The organism is Metabacillus bambusae, assembly GCF_017497975.1.
In the GTDB taxonomy this organism is placed as follows: domain Bacteria; phylum Bacillota; class Bacilli; order Bacillales; family Bacillaceae; genus Metabacillus; species Metabacillus bambusae.
In genome coordinates, this window is record NZ_JAGDEL010000021.1 from 51,484 (window position 1) to 71,995 (window position 20,512).

Consider the following 20,512-nt stretch of genomic DNA (forward strand, 5'->3'; position numbering starts at 1 on the left):
TATAAGTATAAAAGTTGTGAGCTTTTTAGTTTATTCTTCTTCAAATAAACGAAGGTGGTGCAAAGATGCTCCTTGGTAAAAAGAGAAAGCTTGGTAGGCTTATTGATGAGATTACAGTTGGAGAAAAATTATCATTAACTGAAAAAATTGAAGATAAAGATCTATTGCTTTATCTTGGATTAACAAATGACGCCAATCCGCTCTATATACAGCATGATTATGCATCACAAACTCCATATGAAAAACCGCTCGTCCCAAGTTTAATGCTAACAGGGATTATTACTTCTGCAGTTTCTAAATATTTACCTGGTCCAGGTAGTCACATTGTTAAGCAAGATATAACCTTCCTTAAGCCGCTTTATCATTATAGTATCGTACAATTCCTATTTGAAGTTAGTGAGATATTTGTTTCAGAAAATAAAATTGTCGTGGAAGTCCATGCAGTTAATGCCGAAGAAGAGGTTGTCTTAGAAGGAAGGATTACTGTTTGTCCACCTAGTAAAATGACACCTATGGAAGGGAAAGCTTTAGATAACTTTTGATTATTACTAAGGCATATTAAAGATAAGATACTAAAAAAACTGACTCAATTTAGAATTGGAGTCAGTTTTTTTTTGTATAAGAATTTATAGCCTAATAAGGTATAATGGAATGGATACGGGATGAATAAATTGCTTTTCAAAACAGATCTATTTTTAGTAAAGCAATAGTTGCCCTTTTTCACTACTATTCGCTAGAATAGAAATAACATAGAGAAAATTCATTTAAAATGAATAAATAAAAAAAATTGGTTCAATTGAAGGGAAATACAATCCTTGGAGGCTTATATGAGTAAGAAGATATTAGTAGTAGATGACGAGCAATCGATTTCAACATTGCTAAAGTATAATCTAGAACAAGCAGGTTATAGTGTTATAACGGCAATGGATGGGGAAGAAGGATTGCACAGCTGTGTAAATGAAGAGCCAGATTTACTTGTTCTTGACCTGATGCTACCTAAAATGGATGGTATCGAAGTGTGTAAGCAGCTTCGTCAAAGAAAGATCATGGTACCTATTTTAATGTTAACTGCAAAAGATGATGAATTTGATAAAGTACTAGGTCTTGAACTAGGGGCTGATGATTATATGACCAAGCCATTTAGTCCAAGAGAGGTAGTAGCAAGAGTAAAGGCAATTCTCCGAAGAACACAATCACATACAGAAGTTGAGCCTAAGGAGTCTGATGAATCAGAGCAGGTAATGATCGGGGATTTGAAAGTATTACCAGAACACTATGAAGCGTATTATGGAAAGGAACGTTTAGACTTAACGCCTAAGGAATTTGAGTTGCTAGTATATTTAGCTAAACATAAAGGCCGTGTCCTTACACGTGATCAGCTACTTAGTGCAGTTTGGAATTACGATTTTGCAGGTGATACAAGAATCGTAGATGTTCATATAAGTCATTTGCGTGAAAAAATTGAAAGAAACACAAAAAAACCTTTGTATATAAAAACGATTAGAGGATTAGGTTATAAGCTTGAGGAGCCCAAAATGAATGAATAGGTTTCGTTCACGATTACTTTTTGCGTTAATCACTTTAGTTATAACAGTCCTTGTTGGATTAGGGTTATTACTAGGGCAAATTTTTAATAGTTATTATATCAATTCTTTTATGGATATTATGGAAAAAGAAACAAAATTAATGAAAACATTATTATTTGAGAAAGGATTAACCGCTGAGGAGTCGTCAGATCTTGTTTTTGAACTAAGTAGTTCCTTTAAATCGCATATTACGGTTTTGAATGCAGAAGATCAGATTATTCATGATGAAGGTGAATTATCAAAAAAGCATAATCATGACCATATGGTTGAAGACGTGCTTCCAATTATGAAGAATAAGTCAAATGGGTACTTTTTTATTGATCAAAAAGAACAATTAGCATACTATGGCCTCCCTATCAGTGAAGGAAATTCATATAAAGGTATTGTTCTTGTCAACTCATCGATTGAACAAGTAAATAAGGTAAATCAACAAATGTGGGTAGTTTTAGTTGTTTGTTTAGGATTGGCCTTTCTTATTATGGTATTTATAGGAATTAGGATAACATCTCGATATACACGTCCTATTGAATCAGCCACCAAAGTAGCAATAGAGCTCGCGAAAGGAAATTATAAGGCTCGAACATATGAAGAGCATATAGATGAGAGTGGAATGCTTAGTCAATCGATTAATATACTAGCGAGAAATCTCCAAGATATGACTAGAGCTCAGGAAATGCAGCAGGATCGCCTCCAAACATTGATTGAAAATATGGGAAGTGGTTTAATCCTAATTGATGGACGAGGCTATATTAATTTAGTCAATCGTGCCTATAAAGAGCTTTTTGACGTAGACTCTGCTGAATTTCTATACCAGTTATATTATGATGCTTTTACACATAAAGAGATTATTGAACTTGTTGAAGAAATTTTTATGACAGAAGTAAAGGTAAGGAAGCAGCTTCACTTACCTTTGAAAATAGAACGAAGACATTTTGAGGTATATGGTGCACCAATTATCGGTACAAATGATGAATGGAAGGGAATTGTCCTTGTATTTCATGATATTACTGAACTAAAAAAGCTAGAGCAAATGAGAAAAGATTTTGTAGCGAATGTATCTCATGAATTAAAAACACCGATTACTTCAATAAAAGGGTTTAGTGAAACTCTTTTAGATGGAGCCCTAAATGACAAGCAGACAGCAGAGTATTTTTTATCGATCATTCTTAAGGAAAGTGATCGTCTACAGTCATTAATTCAAGATCTGCTCGATCTATCTAAAATTGAACAGCAAGGATTTCAATTGTCTATACAGCCATGTGATGTAAAAGAGCTTTTAGAGGATATTTGTGTCATCCTTGAAGGGAAATCAAAAGAAAAAGAAGTAGGGTTATCACTATCTATTCCAGACGGGTTGTTATTAATAGAAGGTGACTTATATCGCTTAAAGCAGATTTTTATTAATTTAATTAACAATGCGTTAACTTATACGCCTAAGGGTGGAGTTGTTCAAGTTACAGTAGAAAAACATGAACAATATCTACTTATCGTTGTGTCAGATACAGGAATTGGTATTAAGACTGAAGAAATTCCAAGGATTTTTGAACGCTTTTATCGAGTTGATCGAGCAAGGAGTAGAAATTCTGGGGGAACTGGGCTAGGCTTGGCAATCGTAAAACATTTAGTTGAAGCACATAAGGGGCAAATAAGTGTTTCGAGTAAACTAGGAGAAGGGACATCTTTTACTGTAAAGTTAAATAAAAAGTATCAAGATGGCAAAATTACATAAAAAGATAAAGATATTTAAGTAATTTCGACATGCTTTACAATTAATTTACATCTAATTTATTCTATCTTAATAAAAAGTTGATATGATACTAAGTGAAAACCCCTTCATCCAAGGAGCCAATCTTTTGGACGAGAGCATAATGCTCTCGTCCCTTTTTTTGTTTGGCTCTGTTAAAGCTTACTGTTGATTTTGGCACTTTGTTGATTGGAGCGGAATGTGAACTCCAGCAGCGGAAATCAACAACCAATATTTACAGAGCATTCTGTTTACTCGAATAAGGTTGTGAATAAAAGAAATAACTATGAAACCTTTTCATAACAAATCCGTATTATAGGTAGATCAAAAATTGTACATTAACAGATGATCTTGTAGAGTTCAAAAGGAGGTTTGGGATTAGATGTTAAGCATGAGAAGAGTTTTTACCATTATCGGTTTTTCTTTTTTAATTGCAATTTTGGCGATTGTTGCTTTTACATCGTGGTACACCGTTGATGAGTCAGAACAAGCTGTCATGATTACTCTTGGAGAGGTTGAGGAAGGCGTTAGTGAACCAGGTCTACATTTTAAATACCCGTGGCCCATTCAATCCGTAGAGATTCTTTCCAAGGAAACATTTAGCTTACAGTTTGGATACGAGGAATCAGAAGATGGAGATGTTAAGGATTTTCCTAAAGAAACAAAAATGATTACAGGTGATGAAAACATTGTATTAGCAGATATGGTAGTCCAGTGGAAGATTACAGATCCTGGTAAATACTTATTTAATGCAGAAAATCCAACGGAAATGTTAGAAGATGCAACTTCCGCAAGTTTAAGAAGTATTATAGGAAGTTCGACAATTGATGATGCATTAACATCAGGTAAGGTTGAAATTGAAAAGCAAGTACAAGAATTATTATCAACTCTGATTGGAGAATATGATATTGGAATCTCCATTTTAGCGGTTAAATTACAGGATGTGGATCTTCCAAATGAAGAGGTTAGAAAAGCATTCACAAATGTTACAGATGCTCGTGAAACGATGAACACAAGAAAAAATGAAGCAAATAAATACCGAAACAAACGTACGGAGGAAGCACAAGGGGAGAAGGATGCGATTATGTCTGCTGCCCAAGGGGATAAAGCTGCGCGTATGGAAGTAGCACGTGGCGATGTAGCCCAGTTCAATGCCATCTATAATGAGTATAAAAATGCAAAAGATATTACACAAAAGCGTTTAGTATTAGAAACGATCGATCAAGTCCTACCAAATGCAGAGATTTATATTATGGAGGATAACGGTAATACAATGAAGTATTTACCGATCAAGGATTCCATAACCAAGCCTGTAGCACCAGTAGAACAAGAAGGCAGTGAAGGTGAAGGGAGTGAAACAAATGGACAATGATAAGGTAGTGAACATGGGGGAGAAGAAGCCTGCATTTTCATTCAAAGGATACCTGCGTGGAGGAATCATTTTACTTATTACGATCCTATTACTAGTACTTGTCTTAACAAACTTGTTTATTGTAAAAGAAAACGAATACAAAGTTGTCCGCCAATTTGGTGAAGTCGTTAGAATAATTGAAGAACCTGGACTAAATTATAAAATTCCTTTTATTCAATCTGTAACAACTCTTCCAAATTATCAAATGACTTACAATGTTCAAGAGGCAGAAATTAATACAAAAGATAAAAAACGGCTAATTATTGATAACTACACAGTTTGGAGAATTGAAGATCCAAAAAAAATGATCACAAATGCACGAACCATGGTTAGTGCTGAGACAAGAATGGCTGAGTTTGTTTTTTCAACTGTTCGCTCTGAACTTGGTCAATTAAATTATGATGAAATTATCAATGATGAGAAATCCTCTCGAGGAAGCTTAAACGACAAGGTTACAAATATCGTAAATGATTTATTATCAAAAGACGATTACGGTATTGTCGTAACTGATGTCCGCATGAAAAGGACAGATTTACCAGCAGAAAATGAACAATCTGTTTTTACGCGAATGATTTCTGAAAGGGAATCAACTGCACAAGGTTATTTATCTAAAGGTGATGCCGAAAAAAATAGATTATTGCTGAGACAGATAGAGAAGTAAAAGAGATGCTAGCAAAGGCTAAGGCTGATGCAGAGGTTATTCGAAGTGAAGGTGAGAAGGAAGCAGCTAAAATGTATAACACAGCTTATTCAAAGGATCCTGAATTTTATGAGCTGTATCGAACATTACAATCATATAAGCAAACGATCGATGAAGAAACAGTTATTATTATACCATTTGATTCTCCATATGCTAGCCTACTTAAAGGGGAGCGCTAGGAGTTCACAATCGTTGCTTTTTATAAAACGAAACCTATAAAACCATAGAACCAGAGTTTTCCTTTCTATTTGTAGTCGTGATAGAATAGAGAAGGAACTTATGGTTCTTTTTTTTGAATTGTTTAGTGTCTAGTTCCAAGATTCATTGGTCTAAGCCAACACTGTTTTTGCTGGACCGTTACAGCGATAAACGTTAATTGTGCACCTTATAGGGTCTAAAGTGCCCGAGGGCTAAAACATAAGCTTGTGCGTTTGGTTATGAGCTGAAGTTAGGTGCTATTAATAGATGTAGGAGGAAGAAATAGTGACTAAAAAGATCGTTTTAATTGATGGAAATAGTATTGCCTATCGAGCGTTTTTTGCGCTTCCATTATTAAATAATGATAAAGGTGTACATACGAATGCGATTTATGGTTTTACAATGATTTTAATGAAAATTTTAGAAGATGAAAATCCATCACACATGATTGTTGCATTTGATGCAGGGAAGACAACATTTAGACATGAAACGTTTCAGGAATATAAAGGGGGACGCCAAAAAACTCCACCTGAATTATCAGAGCAATTTCCTTTCATAAGAGAGCTCCTTGATGCTTATCAGGTATCACGTTATGAGCTTGAAAATTATGAAGCAGATGATATTATTGGTACGCTTTCTAAACAGGCTGAAAAGGACGGCTATGAAGTTAAGGTCATTTCAGGTGATAAAGATTTAACACAGCTAGTAACAGACAATATTACTGTTGATATCACTCGAAAAGGAATTACAGATGTAGATTCCTACACACCTAATTTTATTAATGAAAAATACGGCTTAACACCAGAACAAATCATTGATATGAAGGGTTTAATGGGTGATACGTCAGATAATATCCCAGGAGTACCAGGGGTAGGCGAGAAAACGGCCATTAAGCTATTGAAAGAATTTCAAACTTTAGAAAATGTGTTAGATTCTATTGATCAAGTGAGTGGTAAAAAGCTTAAAGAAAAGTTAGAGGAAAATCGTGATCAGGCGCTTATGAGTAAAAAGCTTGCCACAATTGATTGCGATGCACCAATAACAATTTCAGTAGATGATGTTCATTATGAAGGCTTTGATAGTAAAAAGGTTACAGACATCTTTAAAGAGCTAGGTTTTAACACATTATTAGAAAAGCTTGGTGAAGAAGTCGTACAAGAAGAAGTGGTTGTTGAAGACATTAGCTTTGAAAAAGTCTCTGAACTTACAAGTGATGTGCTGACTGACGAAGCAGCGTTATATGTAGAGGTTCTTGAAGAAAGCTATCATAACGCAGATATTATCGGATTTTCCATAACTAATGAGAACGGTCAATATTACATCCCTGTTGAAGTTGCATTATCATCTGAGCTATTTAAAAAATGGGCTGCGGATGAAACTAAACAAAAGATTGTTTATGATGGAAAGAAAACGAGTGTTGCGCTTAACTGGAAAGGGATCACTTTAAAAGGTGTAGACTTTGATGTACTTATCGCTGCTTATTTATTAAATCCTTCTGAAACTTTCGATGATGTCGCAAGTGTTGCGAGAACTAATGGTTTATCAATTGTTCAATCAGACGAGTTAGTGTACGGTAAGGGAGCAAAGCGAGCAATCCCTGATGAAGAAAAGCTTAGTGATCATATTGTTCGAAAAGGACAAGCAATCTTCGCTTTAAAAGAAAAGTTAGTTGATCAACTGGAGAAAAATGATCAATCATCATTATTTTATGATTTAGAGCTACCACTTTCGGTCATCCTTGCTGAAATGGAAGCGACAGGTGTGAAAGTAGATGTTGATCGTTTAAAAGATATGGGTAAAAATTTAGCTGAACAATTAAAATCCCTTGAGGTGAAAATATATGAACATGCTGGAGAAGCATTTAATATTAATTCACCGAAACAGCTAGGAGTTATTTTGTTCGAAAAATTAGGTTTACCAGTGATAAAAAAAACGAAGACAGGTTTTTCGACCTCTGCAGACGTGTTGGAAAAGCTTGAAGAAAAGCATGAAATAGTAAGAGAAATTCTTCATTATCGTCAGCTTGGAAAATTACAATCAACCTATATTGAAGGCTTATTAAAGGTTGTACATGAAGACACACATAAAATCCATACCCGTTTTAATCAAGTGTTAACAACAACGGGAAGACTTAGTTCAATTGATCCAAATCTGCAAAATATCCCAATTAGACTTGAGGAAGGTCGGAAAATTCGCCAAGCGTTTGTTCCATCAAAAAAAGATTGGGTCATGTTTGCGGCTGACTACTCACAAATTGAATTAAGGGTTTTAGCTCATATTGCAAATGATAAAAACTTAGTAGAAGCATTCCGTAATGATTTAGATATTCACACGAAAACGGCAATGGATGTTTTTCATGTTGCCCAAGAAGATGTTACATCGAATATGAGAAGGCAAGCAAAGGCAGTAAATTTTGGGATTGTCTACGGAATTAGTGATTACGGACTTTCGCAAAACCTAGGAATCACTCGTAAGGAAGCAGGAGAATTTATTAAACGTTATTTGGAGACTTTTGTTGGTGTTCAAGAATATATGGATGACATTGTCGCTGATGCCCGGGAAAAAGGCTATGTGAAAACTCTTCTTCATAGAAGAAGATACATTCCAGAAATCACAAGCCGTAACTTTAATTTACGGAGCTTTGCAGAACGTACAGCGATGAATACTCCAATTCAGGGAAGTGCTGCAGATATTATTAAGAAGGCAATGATCGATATGGCTGATCGATTAAAACAAGAAAATGTTCAAGCGAAATTATTATTACAAGTACACGATGAACTTATTTTTGAGGCACCAAAAGAGGAAATTTCAATTCTTGAAAAAATTGTCCCTGAAGTCATGGAGAATGCTGTAGAGTTAAATGTTCCATTAAAGGTGGATTACTCTTATGGTGCTTCTTGGTATGATGCGAAATAAACCATATAAAGAATAACCCCTATTAAGTGGCCTGCTTTGGAGGCCACTTTAATTAGAGCTACCGTTAAACCGAATAAAAAGGAAGTGATGGAATGCCAGAGCTACCAGAGGTTGAAACTGTACGTCGTACATTGCTTCAGCTAGTACAAGAAAAAAAGATACAAAAGGTAACGATTCATTGGCCAAAAATAATTAAAAAACCTGAAGAAAGTGAACAATTTCAGGATGCCTTAGTTGGACAAACAATCCAAGATGTAAACCGTAGAGGGAAATTTTTAAAATTTATCCTTGACGATTATGTGCTTGTCTCTCATCTACGAATGGAAGGTCGATTTGGATTGTATAATCCAGAAGAGGAGTATGATCAGCATACACATGTTATTTTTTCCTTTGTAGATGGCACAGAATTACGCTACCGAGATGTAAGAAAGTTTGGTACTATGCACTTATTTTCAAAGGGTGAAGAAGATAATGAGCTTCCACTTTCTCAGCTAGGACCTGAACCTTTTTCTAAAAGCTTTACAGTAGATTATTTACGTGAACGTTTAAACAAAACGACACGCAAAGTTAAAGCTGCATTATTAGATCAAACCGTTGTGGTTGGTCTTGGAAATATATATGTTGATGAAGCATTATTTCGGGCTGGGATAAACCCAGAGCGCATTGCTAATCAAATAAAATTAGAAGAATGCAAGCTTTTACATAAAGAAATCATTGCAACACTTGGAGAAGCTGTCGAAAAAGGAGGAAGCACTGTCCGATCCTATGTAAATACTCAAGGTGAAATCGGCATGTTCCAACTTCAATTATTTGTTTATGGAAGAACAAATGAACCTTGTAAAAAATGTGGAACAATTTTAACAAAAACAGTTGTTGGTGGAAGAGGAACACATTTTTGTGAAAAATGTCAAAAGTAATGCAAAAGGTAAAGAGCACTTTATGTGTTTTTTACCTTTTTTTTGTTTAGAAAAATAAAATTATTGTACTGTGGATAACACTCTGACATCCAACTTCAGAGCTTTAGTAGAAGTGAACTTCACACTCCATATTCGTAAGTCAACATCAAAGCTATCGTTCTGTTTCCTCAATATTTATTACTTTTCGAAGTCCCTAAGCTTTCCAATAATTTAAAATCCAGTGATTTACTTTCCGAAGCTGTATCGAGAATACAAGGAGTCAGCAAAACTAAAATAAAATTTTTCATCGATCTTTAACATTAACTAGGCGACTATCATACACTATGTTAGCAATCAGAAGGAAGGGGCTAGGCTTTTATGTTTCAATTTGCATCACTATTATTATTAGCGCTCGCAGTAAGCTTAGATAGCTTTTCTGTAGGTTTTACGTATGGTATGAGAAAAATGAGAATCCCTTTTAAGTCAATATTTATTATTGCTTGCTGTTCTGCAGCAACATTGTTAGTTGCAATGATAGTTGGTGATTTGCTGACTAGAATTTTTCCGATGTATGTGACAGAAAAGCTTGGTGGATTTATTTTGGTCCTAATAGGTGCATGGGTGTTATATCAATTTTTTAGACCTGAAAAGGAAACGACTGAGGATGAGATGGAGTCGGAAAAAACATTAATTAACTTTGAGATAAAAACTCTTGGAATTGTCATCAATATCCTTAGAAAACCCATGTCAGCAGATATTGATAAGTCAGGAACGATCACTGGAGTGGAAGCATTTTTACTCGGTGTTGCATTATCATTAGATGCATTTGGTGCTGGGATTGGTGCTGCTTTATTAGGATACTCGCCAGTTATTATGAGTATTTTAGTAGCTTGCATGAGCTCATTATTTGTTTTTGTTGGGATTAAATCAGGGAATATTTTTTCGAAATTTGCTTGGATGGATAAATTTTCTTGCCTACCGGGGATCATTCTAATTATGATAGGGATATGGAAACTATAATGTAACACATCCATCAGAGGGGTTTTATGACCTTAAGATAAATAATGGGGGCAAGTCATTGTGACAGTCGTAATTGGTTTAACAGGTGGAATTGCTAGTGGAAAAAGTACAGTATCGAATATGATACGCAAACAAGGAATCCGAGTGATAGACGCTGACCGAATTGCCAGAGAGGTAGTTGAGATCGGAAAGCCTGCATATGAGCAAATTGTTAAAACGTTTGGCCAGGATATTTTACATGAAGATAAAACAATTAATCGCGAAAAGCTGGGAGCGCTAATTTTTTCTGAGGAAAATAAACGTCAGCAATTAAATCAAATTGTCCATCCTGCTGTTCGAGAGGAAATGTTAAAACAAACTGAGGAAGAAAAAGCACATCAAGCAAAAATAGTTGTGTTAGATATTCCTTTATTATTTGAAAGTAAATTAACGTATATGGTGGATAAAACAATAGTAGTGTATGTTGATGAAGAAACTCAATTGAAGCGATTAATGAAAAGAAATAGTTATAGTGAAGAGGAAGCTAAGATGAGAATAGGCTCACAGCTTCCTCTAAAGGAAAAAGTTAAGCTTGCTGATGAAACCATTCATAATCAGGGTTCAATAGAAGAGACGAGAGCACAAGTACACGGGTTGATCAGTAAGTTGATAAGAAATCAGGAGACTAATTAAATTGGTCTCTTTTTTTGTTGTCTAGGAAATTATAAAATTCTAGTACTGTGGATAAGCGCTTGGCATCCAGCTCCAGCGCCTAGCCCATCTTGGGTCTACAGCCACTTAAGAATTGAAGGTAAATAACACCTTCTATTCTTAAGCGTCTTATTTGCCTGAGGCTGTTCAAGGCGCTTGCGCTTTTGTTCTGCTATCGAAAAAACTTGGTTACAAGCCAAGTTTTTCAAATGTCATAAATATAAATGAAACAAGCCTAAATTTAAAAAATGTAATAATATATATCGCAATTGAAAATAAATGTGTTATACTAAATTAAAATAAATAAACAATTAGTATGACATATATAAAACGAGAGGGGAAATATGATGAGAGCCAATATTGCGATAAATGGTTTTGGTCGTATTGGGAGAATGGTATTTCGTAAAGCGATTAATGAAGATCTGAATATAAAGGCGATAAATGCAAGTTATCCTGCCGAAACACTAGCGCATTTGATTAAATATGACACAAATCACGGTAAATTTGATGGTGAAGTGATTGCACAAGATGATCATTTAATTGTAAACGGAAACAAAGTTTTACTTATAAATGAACGTGACCCTAAAGAGTTACCTTGGAAATGTTTAGAGATTGATATTGTTATTGAGGCAACAGGAAAGTTTAATCAAAAAGAAAAAGCGATGTTACACATCGAAGCTGGAGCGAAAAAAGTAATACTAACAGCACCTGGTAAAAATGAGGATGTCACAATTGTTATGGGGGTAAATGAGCAGCAATATGATCCTGAAAACCATACGATTATTTCAAATGCCTCATGTACAACAAATTGCCTTGCACCTGTTATCAAAGTTCTTGACGAATCATTTCGAATTAAAAATGGCTTAATGACAACTGTTCATGCCTATACAAATGATCAAAAAAACATAGATAATCCACATAAGGATTTGCGTAGAGCTAGAGCTTGTGGCCAGTCGATTATTCCAACAACTACAGGCGCAGCAAAGGCGTTATCATTGGTATTGCCACATCTAAAGGGGAAATTACACGGCATGGCATTACGAGTTCCAACCCCAAATGTATCGTTAGTGGATCTAGTAGTTGATGTAGAGGAGAAGGTAACTGTTGAAGAAATTAATATGGCGTTTAAACTAGCTGCTAATAGCTCTTTAAGTGGCATACTCGATTATACAACTGAACCATTAGTATCAATCGATTTTAATACAAACCCTTATTCTGCAATAATTGATGGATTATCTACGATGGTAATTGGAAGTCATAAAGTAAAGGTGTTAGCTTGGTATGATAATGAATGGGGTTATTCATGTAGAGTAACAGAATTAGCGAAGTTTGTTGCTGAAAAAATGACAAATTTATTAGAGGTATAAATGTAACGTTATTATTAGGGATATTAATAATGCAAAGGAAATAATAAATCGTGTATCACCCCATTAAAACTCCACCCTTTAACTATTAACAAACTTTTTTGAAAAAGTTTGTTGCAAAACATAAATAAACAAAGTATACTATTTTTCGTGAACTTCTTATAAAAGCCGTGGTGTTAAGGCTACTTAAAGGGTTAGGACCTCTCTGGACTAACTTTCCCCCGTGGTAGTTGTTATATAGCACTTGAGCGAAGAATTCATGTGAAAAAATAGTTAAAGGGGGATCCATGAATATGGAAACAATGGGTAGACACGTAATCCAAGAATTATGGGGTTGCGATTTTGATAAGTTAAATGATATGGATTACATTGAAAAAACATTCGTAAATGCTGCGTTAAAATCAGGTGCTGAAATTAGAGAGGTTGCTTTTCACAAATTTGCTCCTCAAGGAGTAAGTGGTGTAGTCATCATTTCAGAATCACATTTAACGATCCACAGCTTTCCAGAGCATGGCTATGCAAGTATTGATGTTTACACGTGCGGTGATTTAGATCCTAATATTGCTGCAGATCACATTGCAGAATCATTAGGTGCACAAACTCGTGAAAATATAGAAATTCCAAGAGGAATGGGACCAGTACAAGTAAAACAAGCTCAAGCAAAAGCTCTTTAATATTAAACAAATAACCCGAGGTGCTGATTATTTAATCCGCACCTCTTTTTATTATCGGGAATTTTCAGTATGATAGAGTTAGAATAACATTGGACACTTTCCGATAAAATATAAACAAAAGGGGAATAGAGCGCATGAGTTTTATAAATAAGTTAAAAGATTTCTTTAGTACACATCAAGAAACACGTGAAAAACATTATAATCCGGATTTGAAAAGTCATTATTATAAAACTACATATAAAAATGCTTTACAATCAGTAAATTCATTGATTGAACAAACACCTGGTATGACGGTAACTTCGATTTCAGAAGAACGTGGTGAAATGAGTGTAACGATTGACAAACCGAGAAAAGGTTTTTTAATCGTAACTGTTATTTCTGTTCGTCCATATGAAACAGCCGTAGATTTTACAGCAACAACTAATACTTTTTTACCAACAGACTTTGGGTTCAGTAAAAAAATTATCCTTCAACTTTATAAAAAGCTTGATGAGAAAGAAACGTTAGTTGGTACAGGAAAAAGTGGAAGATAAAGTGAGTATTCATTAAATGGGCAAGGAGTATTACAGCCCGTTAAGAACGTGATAAATACCCTTATTCATATGAATTTGACGTTTTGATTGGAGTTGGTTATATGAAATGTCCTTCGTGTCAGCATAATGGTACAAGGGTTCTTGACTCAAGACCTGTAGATGACCTCAGATCGATAAGAAGACGTCGTGAATGTGAGGAATGTCAATACCGTTTTACTACGTTTGAAAAGGTTGAGGAATTCCCTTTAATTGTTGTGAAAAAAGAAGGGACAAGGGAAGAGTTTAGTCGGGATAAAATATTAAGAGGACTAATCAAGGCCTGTGAAAAGCGCCCCGTACCCTTGCAAAAATTAGAGGATATTGTTCATGAAATCGAAAAAGAACTAAGAAATCAAGGAGTCTCAGAAGTAAATAGCGAGCTTGTAGGGGAAATGGTGATGGACAGGCTTGCCAGAATTGATGAGGTAGCTTATGTTCGATTTGCGTCTGTTTATCGTCAATTCAAAGATATTAATGTTTTTATTGAAGAATTAACTGATTTAATAAAAAAAGTACGATAAGTATGTAAAAGAGAGCTAATGAAGAAACATTTCTTCAAGCTCTTTTTTCAGTGAAATGGCAGTATCTCAAATGCTATAAAAAATGTGCATTAGATTTAGTGTCCAGTTACAGCGCCTCCTGAGCAAGGCGCTTCCGCATTTTTAAATGGAAGGTTTGAAGGGGATGGATCAGCAGCATTGGAAGGAATTACTTGCAATTGATCGTTATACGGTAAAAAGCCGCTCTGTTCTACAGGACTTAGATAGAAAAATCTTAACTTTACTATATCAGCCGTTAATTGGTACTAAATGCTTTAGCCTATATATGACATTATGGGGAGAGCTAGAGCAAAGTCGATTATGGGGTGAGGAAACGACACATCATAGTTTACTGACGATCATGCAAAGTAATTTACGTGATATTTACCGAGAACGTTTAAAACTTGAAGGACTTGGGTTATTAAAAACCTTTGTTATTGAAACAGACGAGTTTAAACGATATGTATATGAACTACAAGCGCCACTCCGACCTGATGAGTTTTTTCAAGATGGTGTGTTAAATATTTATCTCTACAATCGAGTAGGTAAAAATAAATTTTTACAATTAAAACGATTTTTTTCAGATCAGCAAATGGATGAAGGGATGAAGGACATTACGAGGTCTTTTAATGATATCTTTGATTCTGGACAATCCGCTGATATGATTGCCAGAGTAAATCATGAAACATTAGGAGATTTATCATTAGGTTCTAATCGGGAGTATATGCAAACGAATAAACGTGCAACGATGGATTTATCGGATGATGTATTTGACTTCGACTTATTCATTACAGGACTTTCTGATGCAATTATTCCAACAAAGGCGATTACGCCCACTGTACGCGAAGTAATAAAAAAGCTTTCTTATTTGTACGGAATAAATGCTATAGATATGAAAAATGTCTTAATGAACAGTATTGATCAGGATGATAATATTGACATCGAGCTACTCAGGAAATCTGCAAGAGATTGGTATCAATTTCAACATGGTGATGAATTACCTGGATTGCTAGATAAGATTCAACCACTTCCTTTGCGAACAGTCACAGAGAAAAAACAACTTACACAAGAAGAAGAACTTATTTATCAATTAGAAACCATCTCTCCAAGACAGTTTTTAACTGATGTTTCTGGAGGGGTTCCACCAAGTGCTGGTGATTTACAAATTATCGAAGAAGTAATGCTTCAGCAAAAGCTTGAGCCAGGAGTCGTGAATGTACTTATTTATTATGTTATGTTAAAAACGGATATGAAGCTTACTAGAGCCTATGTACAAAAGATTGCAAGTCATTGGATAAGAAAACAAATCTCGACAGTGAAGGCTGCAATGGAACTAGCGAAGCACGAACACAGACAATACCAACAATGGGCTGAGGAAAAAACAACGAAAAAAGCATCAACCTATAAAAAGGCTCCTATTCGTAAAGAAATGCTGCCTTCATGGTTAAATGAAGATGAAAACATTGAGCAAAACAATGATGAACAAAAGCAAACAGATGGTCAATTAAAACTTGATCGTGAACAATTTGAGTTGGAAAAAAAGAAATTATTTGATCGAATAAAAAAATACAAGGATAATAAAACAAATGACTAGTTCAACCTAAATGGGGGTGAAAATAAATGGAGCACATGAAGAATTCTTTTAAGAATCTTACAAGCAGACCTGACTTTAACGATAGATTTAACGACTTAAAAAAACAGGTGTTAAATCACCCTGAAATACAAGCCTTTATAACAAATCACGCTTCAGAGATTGAAGATGGTATGGTTGAAAGAAGTCTTGGAAAGCTTTTTGAGTTTATGAATCAAAGTAAAAACTGTGAGCAATGTCCATCCTTATCAGAATGCAAAAATCTTCTGGAGGGTTATCATCCACGCTTAGTGATTCAAGGACGAATCATTGATCTTCAATATGACAAATGTCCAACGAAGGAAGCGCATGATGAACGGAAAAAACATGAGTCACTTATTAAAAGCATGTATATACCAAAGGATATTTTAGAAGCTCAGTTTGATCAAATTGATGTTGAAATGGATGAAGCGAGCCGCTTTAAGGCAATAAGTTTAGCTCAGGATTTTGTTGAACAATACAATAATGGTAAACGTCCAAAAGGCTTATATTTATATGGATCTTTCGGTGTCGGTAAAACATATATTTTAGGTGCGATTGCAAATGAACTTGCAGCTCATAAAATATCATCCATGCTTGTGTATGTACCAGAATTTATGAGAGAGCTGAAAGGTTCATTTCAAAATTCATCTTTAGATGAAAAATTAGATGTTGTTAAAAAGATACCAGTCTTAATGCTAGATGATATTGGGGCGGAATCGATGTCAAGTTGGATGAGAGACGATATACTAGGGACGATTTTACAATTTCGAATGCTTGAAAACTTACCAACGTTTTTTTCGTCAAATTTTAATCTGAAACAGCTTCAACACCATCTAGCCTTTTCGCAACGTGGTGAAGAAGAGCCAGTTAAAGCAGCGAGAATTATGGAGCGGATTAAACATATGGCCATACCTATTGAGTTAATTGGACGAAATAGACGAGGATAGTTTCTGTTTGAGTACCTGTGCCTACAATTAGGTGAGGTACTTTTTTATATTAGGCTCTTTTCTAATAGATTGTTGCTTTTAAAACGAAAACTGATAAAGGTTGATTTGAGAGGAAATCAACTACACCGCATTACTTGGTAAATATCAACAAAGTTTGCGAAAACAGCCTTATATTAAGAAAAGGGGCAAGAAATTCCTTGAACTATCTTTAGATCAAATTTATGTGTTTATAAATAGTTTGTCTTTAAAGTTTTTCAATTGGGTTACAGTCCCATATTCTTGTTTACTTTACTTCTATTTAGTAGTGTTCCCCCATATACATAGAATCAGGTATTGGCAAATAGGGGGGACAAACATGCTTGAGATTTTATTTGGGTCTCCGAAAGAGGCAAAATGGATCTTTTCGATTTTTCGTACTTTATGTAAAGAATATGAAACAGAACTATATTTAATAAATCAACAATGTATAAAAATCATCCCGAAATCATGGGATATTACCTTAGAAAAGTTAGTCATCCCTGGGCTAGTTCAATTTGTTATTGATCATAAAGAGCACCAAATTATGTTAACTTTACTAGAGGAGAATTATTTTTTTCTAGAGGAAGAGGAACAGCAACAAATTATACATATCGCACATTCGATTATTGAGGGAGAACGAACAGAAATACCTAGAGTTCAACATTTATTACCACGTCATGTTATTTTAGAAGATGCTCTTGAAAGGTTTTTACGTCCTGATTTGTATTTTTCGTTTACTTCCTTTCAGAAGTTTCGTTTGCATGAATATACTGCAAGATTAAGAGATTATGTTGAGATAGCGATTGAGGAATATAAACTTGAACAAGAATATCAAAATTTCATTCAGAGTTTACGTGACTTTCTCTTAAAGAGAGAAAGTCGGATGGATAGTATTTCAATCGTCCATGATAATGGATATTTTGTTTATACTCCAGACAAACAAGAAGTTTCTGAACAGGAGTTAAAGTCCTATATAGATCATACCTTTGTTAATAAACATCAGATGTATATTGATTCTAAGCTCTTAGCACCGCTTGTATCAATTGCTCCAAAATGGATCTACCTTTACACTAATGATCCATTTGATGGAATGGTTCAAACGTTTCAAAATGTTTTTCAAGAAAGAGTGAACATACATAAGCTTAGTGATTTTCAATTTGCGACACATCAATAAGTGATTTTGTACGAAAACCAATCTTGATTTTCACAAAAAAACACATTATAATACGATTAATTGCAAAAGTATCAGTAATGATAAGGACATGAGCTTGTTTTTACGGTTTCCAGAGAGGGAAGGAGTGCTGAAACCTTCCTAACACGAAAATCAATCTTACCACCTTTAAACTTCAGTTGTGAAAAGTACTCTTAGTAATAACTGACGGACTTCCCGTTATCGATGTTAAGCCAAACCTACAGTCTTTCACAAAGGTACATATTGAAATGTGTGAAAGAGTAATTTTTTGTGCGATTATTTATTTGTAATAATCGGATTTGTAGGTATTGGGAATAAGGGTGGAACCACGATCCATTGACTAGAGTTTAACTCGTCCCTTTTTTAGGGGACGAGTTTATTTATTTTGGAGCAAATTTAGTGACAATAAGCGACGGACTTCTTAGTGCCGTGTCTAGCTCCAACGCCTGAACCAGGCGTTTCCGCTTTTATATAAGGAGTGAACAAGGATGTCAGACGTTATAAAAATTGCGTTTCCAGACGGAGCTGTGAAGGAGTTTGGAAAAGGAACTACTACTGAGGATATTGCGGCATCCATTAGCCCTGGTTTAAAAAAGAAATCTCTTGCTGGGAAGCTCGATGGACAATTAATTGATTTACGTACACCGATACTTAAGGATGGTACGATTGAAATTGTGACTCAGGATAGTAATGAAGCATTAGAAATTATGCGCCATTCAACAGCACATTTAATGGCACAAGCAATAAAGCGCCTATATAAAGATCAGTCAATTAAGCTTGGAATTGGGCCAGTTATTGAAAATGGTTTTTATTATGATATTGATATGGAACTTGCAATCACACCTGAAGATTTACCAGCTATCGAAAAAGAAATGAAAAAAATTGTGAATGAAAATATCGAAATCGTTCGTACAGAAGTTAGTCGAGAAGAAGCAAAACGCCGTTTTGAGGAGTTACAGGATCCGTTAAAGTTAGAGCTTCTTGACGTAATTCCTGAGGGTGAAGCTGTTTCCATTTATGAACAAGGCGAATTTTTTGATTTATGCCGTGGGGTGCATTTGCCATCAACAGGTAAAATTAAAGAATTTAAGCTACTAAGTGTTGCAGGTGCTTACTGGCGTGGGGATAGCAACAATAAGATGCTTCAACGTATTTATGGAACAGCTTTCTTCAAGAAGAGTGATTTAGATGAGCATCTTCGAATTCTTGAAGAAGCGAAAGAACGTGATCATCGTAAATTAGGGAAGGAATTAGGTTTGTTTACTTCCTCTCAAAAGGTGGGTCAAGGTTTACCGCTTTGGTTGCCAAAAGGTGCAACAATACGTCGTATCGTTGAGCGCTATATTGTTGATAAAGAAGAGCGTTTGGGCTATCAACACGTATATACTCCTGTTTTGGGTAGTGTAGAACTATATAAAACATCTGGTCACTGGGAGCACTACCAAGAGGATATGTTTCCTAAAATGGAAATGGATAATGAAGATTTAGTTCTTCGTCCAATGAACTGCCCACATCATATGATGGTGTACAAAAATGATATTCACAGCTATCGTGAGTTACCAATACGAATTGCAGAGCTTGGTCTGATGCACCGATATGAAATGTCAGGAGCATTAACTGGCCTGCAGCGTGTACGTGGAATGACTTTAAATGATGCACATATTTTCGTTCGTCCTGATCAAATTAAGGAAGAATTCATTCGAGTTGTCCGATTAATTGAAGCTGTTTATAAAGACTTCGGTATTGATAAGTATTCGTTTAGATTGTCTTATCGTGATCCAGAGGACAAAGAAAAGTATTTTGATGATGACAGCATGTGGGAAAAAGCTCAGAGCATGTTAAAAGATGCAATGGATGAACTAGGTCATGACTATTTTGAAGCAGAAGGTGAAGCTGCGTTTTACGGTCCTAAGCTTGATGTTCAGGTTAGAACAGCACTTGGAAAAGATGAAACACTTTCAACTGTTCAATTGGATTTCTTACTTCCTGAACGTTTTAACTTATCTTATGTTGGTGAAGATGGTAAACAGCATCGACCGGTTGTTATCCACCGTGGTGTCGTTTCAACGATGGAACGTTTTGTAGCCTTTTTAATTGAAGAGTATAAAGGAGCATTTCCAACTTGGTTAGCACCAGTACAGGTTCAAGTGATTCCTGTTTCACCTGCAATTCATCTTGATTATGCAAAGCAGATACAAGAACAGTTGCAAGATGCCGGTTTACGAGTTGAACTAGATGCGCGTGATGAGAAAATCGGATATAAAATCCGTGAGTCACAAATGCAAAAAATTCCTTATATGCTTGTAGTAGGTGATAATGAGATAGCAGAAAAAGCAGTAAATGTCCGTAAATATGGTGAACAAAAATCAGAAACTGTTTCGTTTGATCAGTTTCTACAGGATATTAAGCAAGAAGTAATCCGATAGATCTCTG

At 35.2% G+C, this 20,512-nt stretch carries 16 protein-coding genes and 1 pseudogene; all 17 read left to right on the plus strand.

All coding sequences use genetic code 11. The features are described from left to right. Positions 1–65: 65 nt before the first annotated feature. A complete protein-coding gene (locus I7822_RS21745; RefSeq protein WP_207981174.1) occupies positions 66–542 on the plus strand; it encodes a MaoC/PaaZ C-terminal domain-containing protein in 477 nt (158 codons plus the stop codon). A gap of 285 nt (positions 543–827) precedes the next feature. Then, on the plus strand, positions 828–1,547 hold the full coding sequence (locus I7822_RS21750) for a response regulator transcription factor (RefSeq protein ID WP_207981175.1): 720 nt from the start codon (positions 828–830) through the stop codon (positions 1,545–1,547). Further along, positions 1,540–3,315, plus strand: a complete 1,776-nt coding sequence (pnpS, locus tag I7822_RS21755; RefSeq protein WP_207981176.1) for a two-component system histidine kinase PnpS — start codon at positions 1,540–1,542, stop codon at positions 3,313–3,315. The genes I7822_RS21750 and pnpS overlap by 8 nt, the downstream gene beginning before the upstream one ends. A gap of 397 nt (positions 3,316–3,712) precedes the next feature. Next, entirely contained in the window at positions 3,713–4,702 is a 990-nt protein-coding gene (gene hflK / locus I7822_RS21760; protein WP_207981177.1) for an FtsH protease activity modulator HflK, read from the plus strand. Then, positions 4,692–5,620, plus strand: a pseudogene (gene hflC, locus I7822_RS21765) (protease modulator HflC). The gene hflK and the pseudogene hflC overlap by 11 nt, the downstream one beginning before the upstream one ends. Positions 5,621–5,924: 304 nt before the next feature. Continuing rightward, positions 5,925–8,555, plus strand: a complete 2,631-nt coding sequence (polA, locus tag I7822_RS21770; protein WP_207981178.1) for a DNA polymerase I — start codon at positions 5,925–5,927, stop codon at positions 8,553–8,555. A 92-nt stretch (positions 8,556–8,647) separates the two neighbouring features. Then, entirely contained in the window at positions 8,648–9,472 is an 825-nt protein-coding gene (mutM, locus tag I7822_RS21775; RefSeq protein ID WP_207981179.1) for a DNA-formamidopyrimidine glycosylase, read from the plus strand. A 357-nt stretch (positions 9,473–9,829) separates the two neighbouring features. Next, positions 9,830–10,471: a sporulation membrane protein YtaF gene (gene ytaF / locus I7822_RS21780; protein WP_207981180.1), complete on the plus strand. Its 642-nt coding sequence runs from the start codon at positions 9,830–9,832 to the stop codon at positions 10,469–10,471. Positions 10,472–10,531: 60 nt separating this feature from the next. After that, a complete protein-coding gene (gene coaE / locus I7822_RS21785) occupies positions 10,532–11,143 on the plus strand; it encodes a dephospho-CoA kinase (RefSeq protein ID WP_207981181.1) in 612 nt (203 codons plus the stop codon). A 365-nt stretch (positions 11,144–11,508) separates the two neighbouring features. Next, positions 11,509–12,528: a glyceraldehyde-3-phosphate dehydrogenase gene (locus tag I7822_RS21790; RefSeq protein WP_207981233.1), complete on the plus strand. Its 1,020-nt coding sequence runs from the start codon at positions 11,509–11,511 to the stop codon at positions 12,526–12,528. Positions 12,529–12,818: 290 nt separating this feature from the next. Further along, on the plus strand, positions 12,819–13,199 hold the full coding sequence (gene speD / locus I7822_RS21795; protein ID WP_066326873.1) for an adenosylmethionine decarboxylase: 381 nt from the start codon (positions 12,819–12,821) through the stop codon (positions 13,197–13,199). Positions 13,200–13,333: 134 nt separating this feature from the next. Beyond that, positions 13,334–13,732, plus strand: coding sequence for a cytosolic protein (locus I7822_RS21800; protein ID WP_207981182.1), 399 nt, complete (start codon positions 13,334–13,336; stop codon positions 13,730–13,732). A gap of 101 nt (positions 13,733–13,833) precedes the next feature. Beyond that, positions 13,834–14,292, plus strand: coding sequence for a transcriptional regulator NrdR (gene nrdR / locus I7822_RS21805; RefSeq protein WP_066326877.1), 459 nt, complete (start codon positions 13,834–13,836; stop codon positions 14,290–14,292). Positions 14,293–14,455: 163 nt separating this feature from the next. Further along, positions 14,456–15,904: a replication initiation and membrane attachment family protein gene (locus tag I7822_RS21810; protein ID WP_207981183.1), complete on the plus strand. Its 1,449-nt coding sequence runs from the start codon at positions 14,456–14,458 to the stop codon at positions 15,902–15,904. A gap of 26 nt (positions 15,905–15,930) precedes the next feature. Further along, positions 15,931–16,869, plus strand: a complete 939-nt coding sequence (gene dnaI, locus I7822_RS21815) for a primosomal protein DnaI (protein ID WP_207981184.1) — start codon at positions 15,931–15,933, stop codon at positions 16,867–16,869. A gap of 355 nt (positions 16,870–17,224) precedes the next feature. Then, positions 17,225–18,061: a putative sporulation protein YtxC gene (gene ytxC, locus I7822_RS21820; RefSeq protein ID WP_207981185.1), complete on the plus strand. Its 837-nt coding sequence runs from the start codon at positions 17,225–17,227 to the stop codon at positions 18,059–18,061. Positions 18,062–18,567: 506 nt separating this feature from the next. Then, positions 18,568–20,505: a threonine--tRNA ligase gene (thrS, locus tag I7822_RS21825; RefSeq protein WP_207981186.1), complete on the plus strand. Its 1,938-nt coding sequence runs from the start codon at positions 18,568–18,570 to the stop codon at positions 20,503–20,505. Positions 20,506–20,512: the final 7 nt, after the last annotated feature.

Coding starts and splice junctions, on each gene's coding strand:
- speD (WP_066326873.1), top strand. CDS start 12,819: ATGGAAACAATGGGTAGACACGTAATCCAAGAATTATGGGGTTGCGAT.
- nrdR (WP_066326877.1), top strand. CDS start 13,834: ATGAAATGTCCTTCGTGTCAGCATAATGGTACAAGGGTTCTTGACTCA.
- I7822_RS21750 (WP_207981175.1), top strand. CDS start 828: ATGAGTAAGAAGATATTAGTAGTAGATGACGAGCAATCGATTTCAACA.
- I7822_RS21810 (WP_207981183.1), top strand. CDS start 14,456: ATGGATCAGCAGCATTGGAAGGAATTACTTGCAATTGATCGTTATACG.
- thrS (WP_207981186.1), top strand. CDS start 18,568: ATGTCAGACGTTATAAAAATTGCGTTTCCAGACGGAGCTGTGAAGGAG.
- pnpS (WP_207981176.1), top strand. CDS start 1,540: ATGAATAGGTTTCGTTCACGATTACTTTTTGCGTTAATCACTTTAGTT.
- ytaF (WP_207981180.1), top strand. CDS start 9,830: ATGTTTCAATTTGCATCACTATTATTATTAGCGCTCGCAGTAAGCTTA.
- mutM (WP_207981179.1), top strand. CDS start 8,648: ATGCCAGAGCTACCAGAGGTTGAAACTGTACGTCGTACATTGCTTCAG.
- ytxC (WP_207981185.1), top strand. CDS start 17,225: ATGCTTGAGATTTTATTTGGGTCTCCGAAAGAGGCAAAATGGATCTTT.
- dnaI (WP_207981184.1), top strand. CDS start 15,931: ATGGAGCACATGAAGAATTCTTTTAAGAATCTTACAAGCAGACCTGAC.
- hflK (WP_207981177.1), top strand. CDS start 3,713: ATGTTAAGCATGAGAAGAGTTTTTACCATTATCGGTTTTTCTTTTTTA.
- I7822_RS21790 (WP_207981233.1), top strand. CDS start 11,509: ATGAGAGCCAATATTGCGATAAATGGTTTTGGTCGTATTGGGAGAATG.
- I7822_RS21745 (WP_207981174.1), top strand. CDS start 66: ATGCTCCTTGGTAAAAAGAGAAAGCTTGGTAGGCTTATTGATGAGATT.
- I7822_RS21800 (WP_207981182.1), top strand. CDS start 13,334: ATGAGTTTTATAAATAAGTTAAAAGATTTCTTTAGTACACATCAAGAA.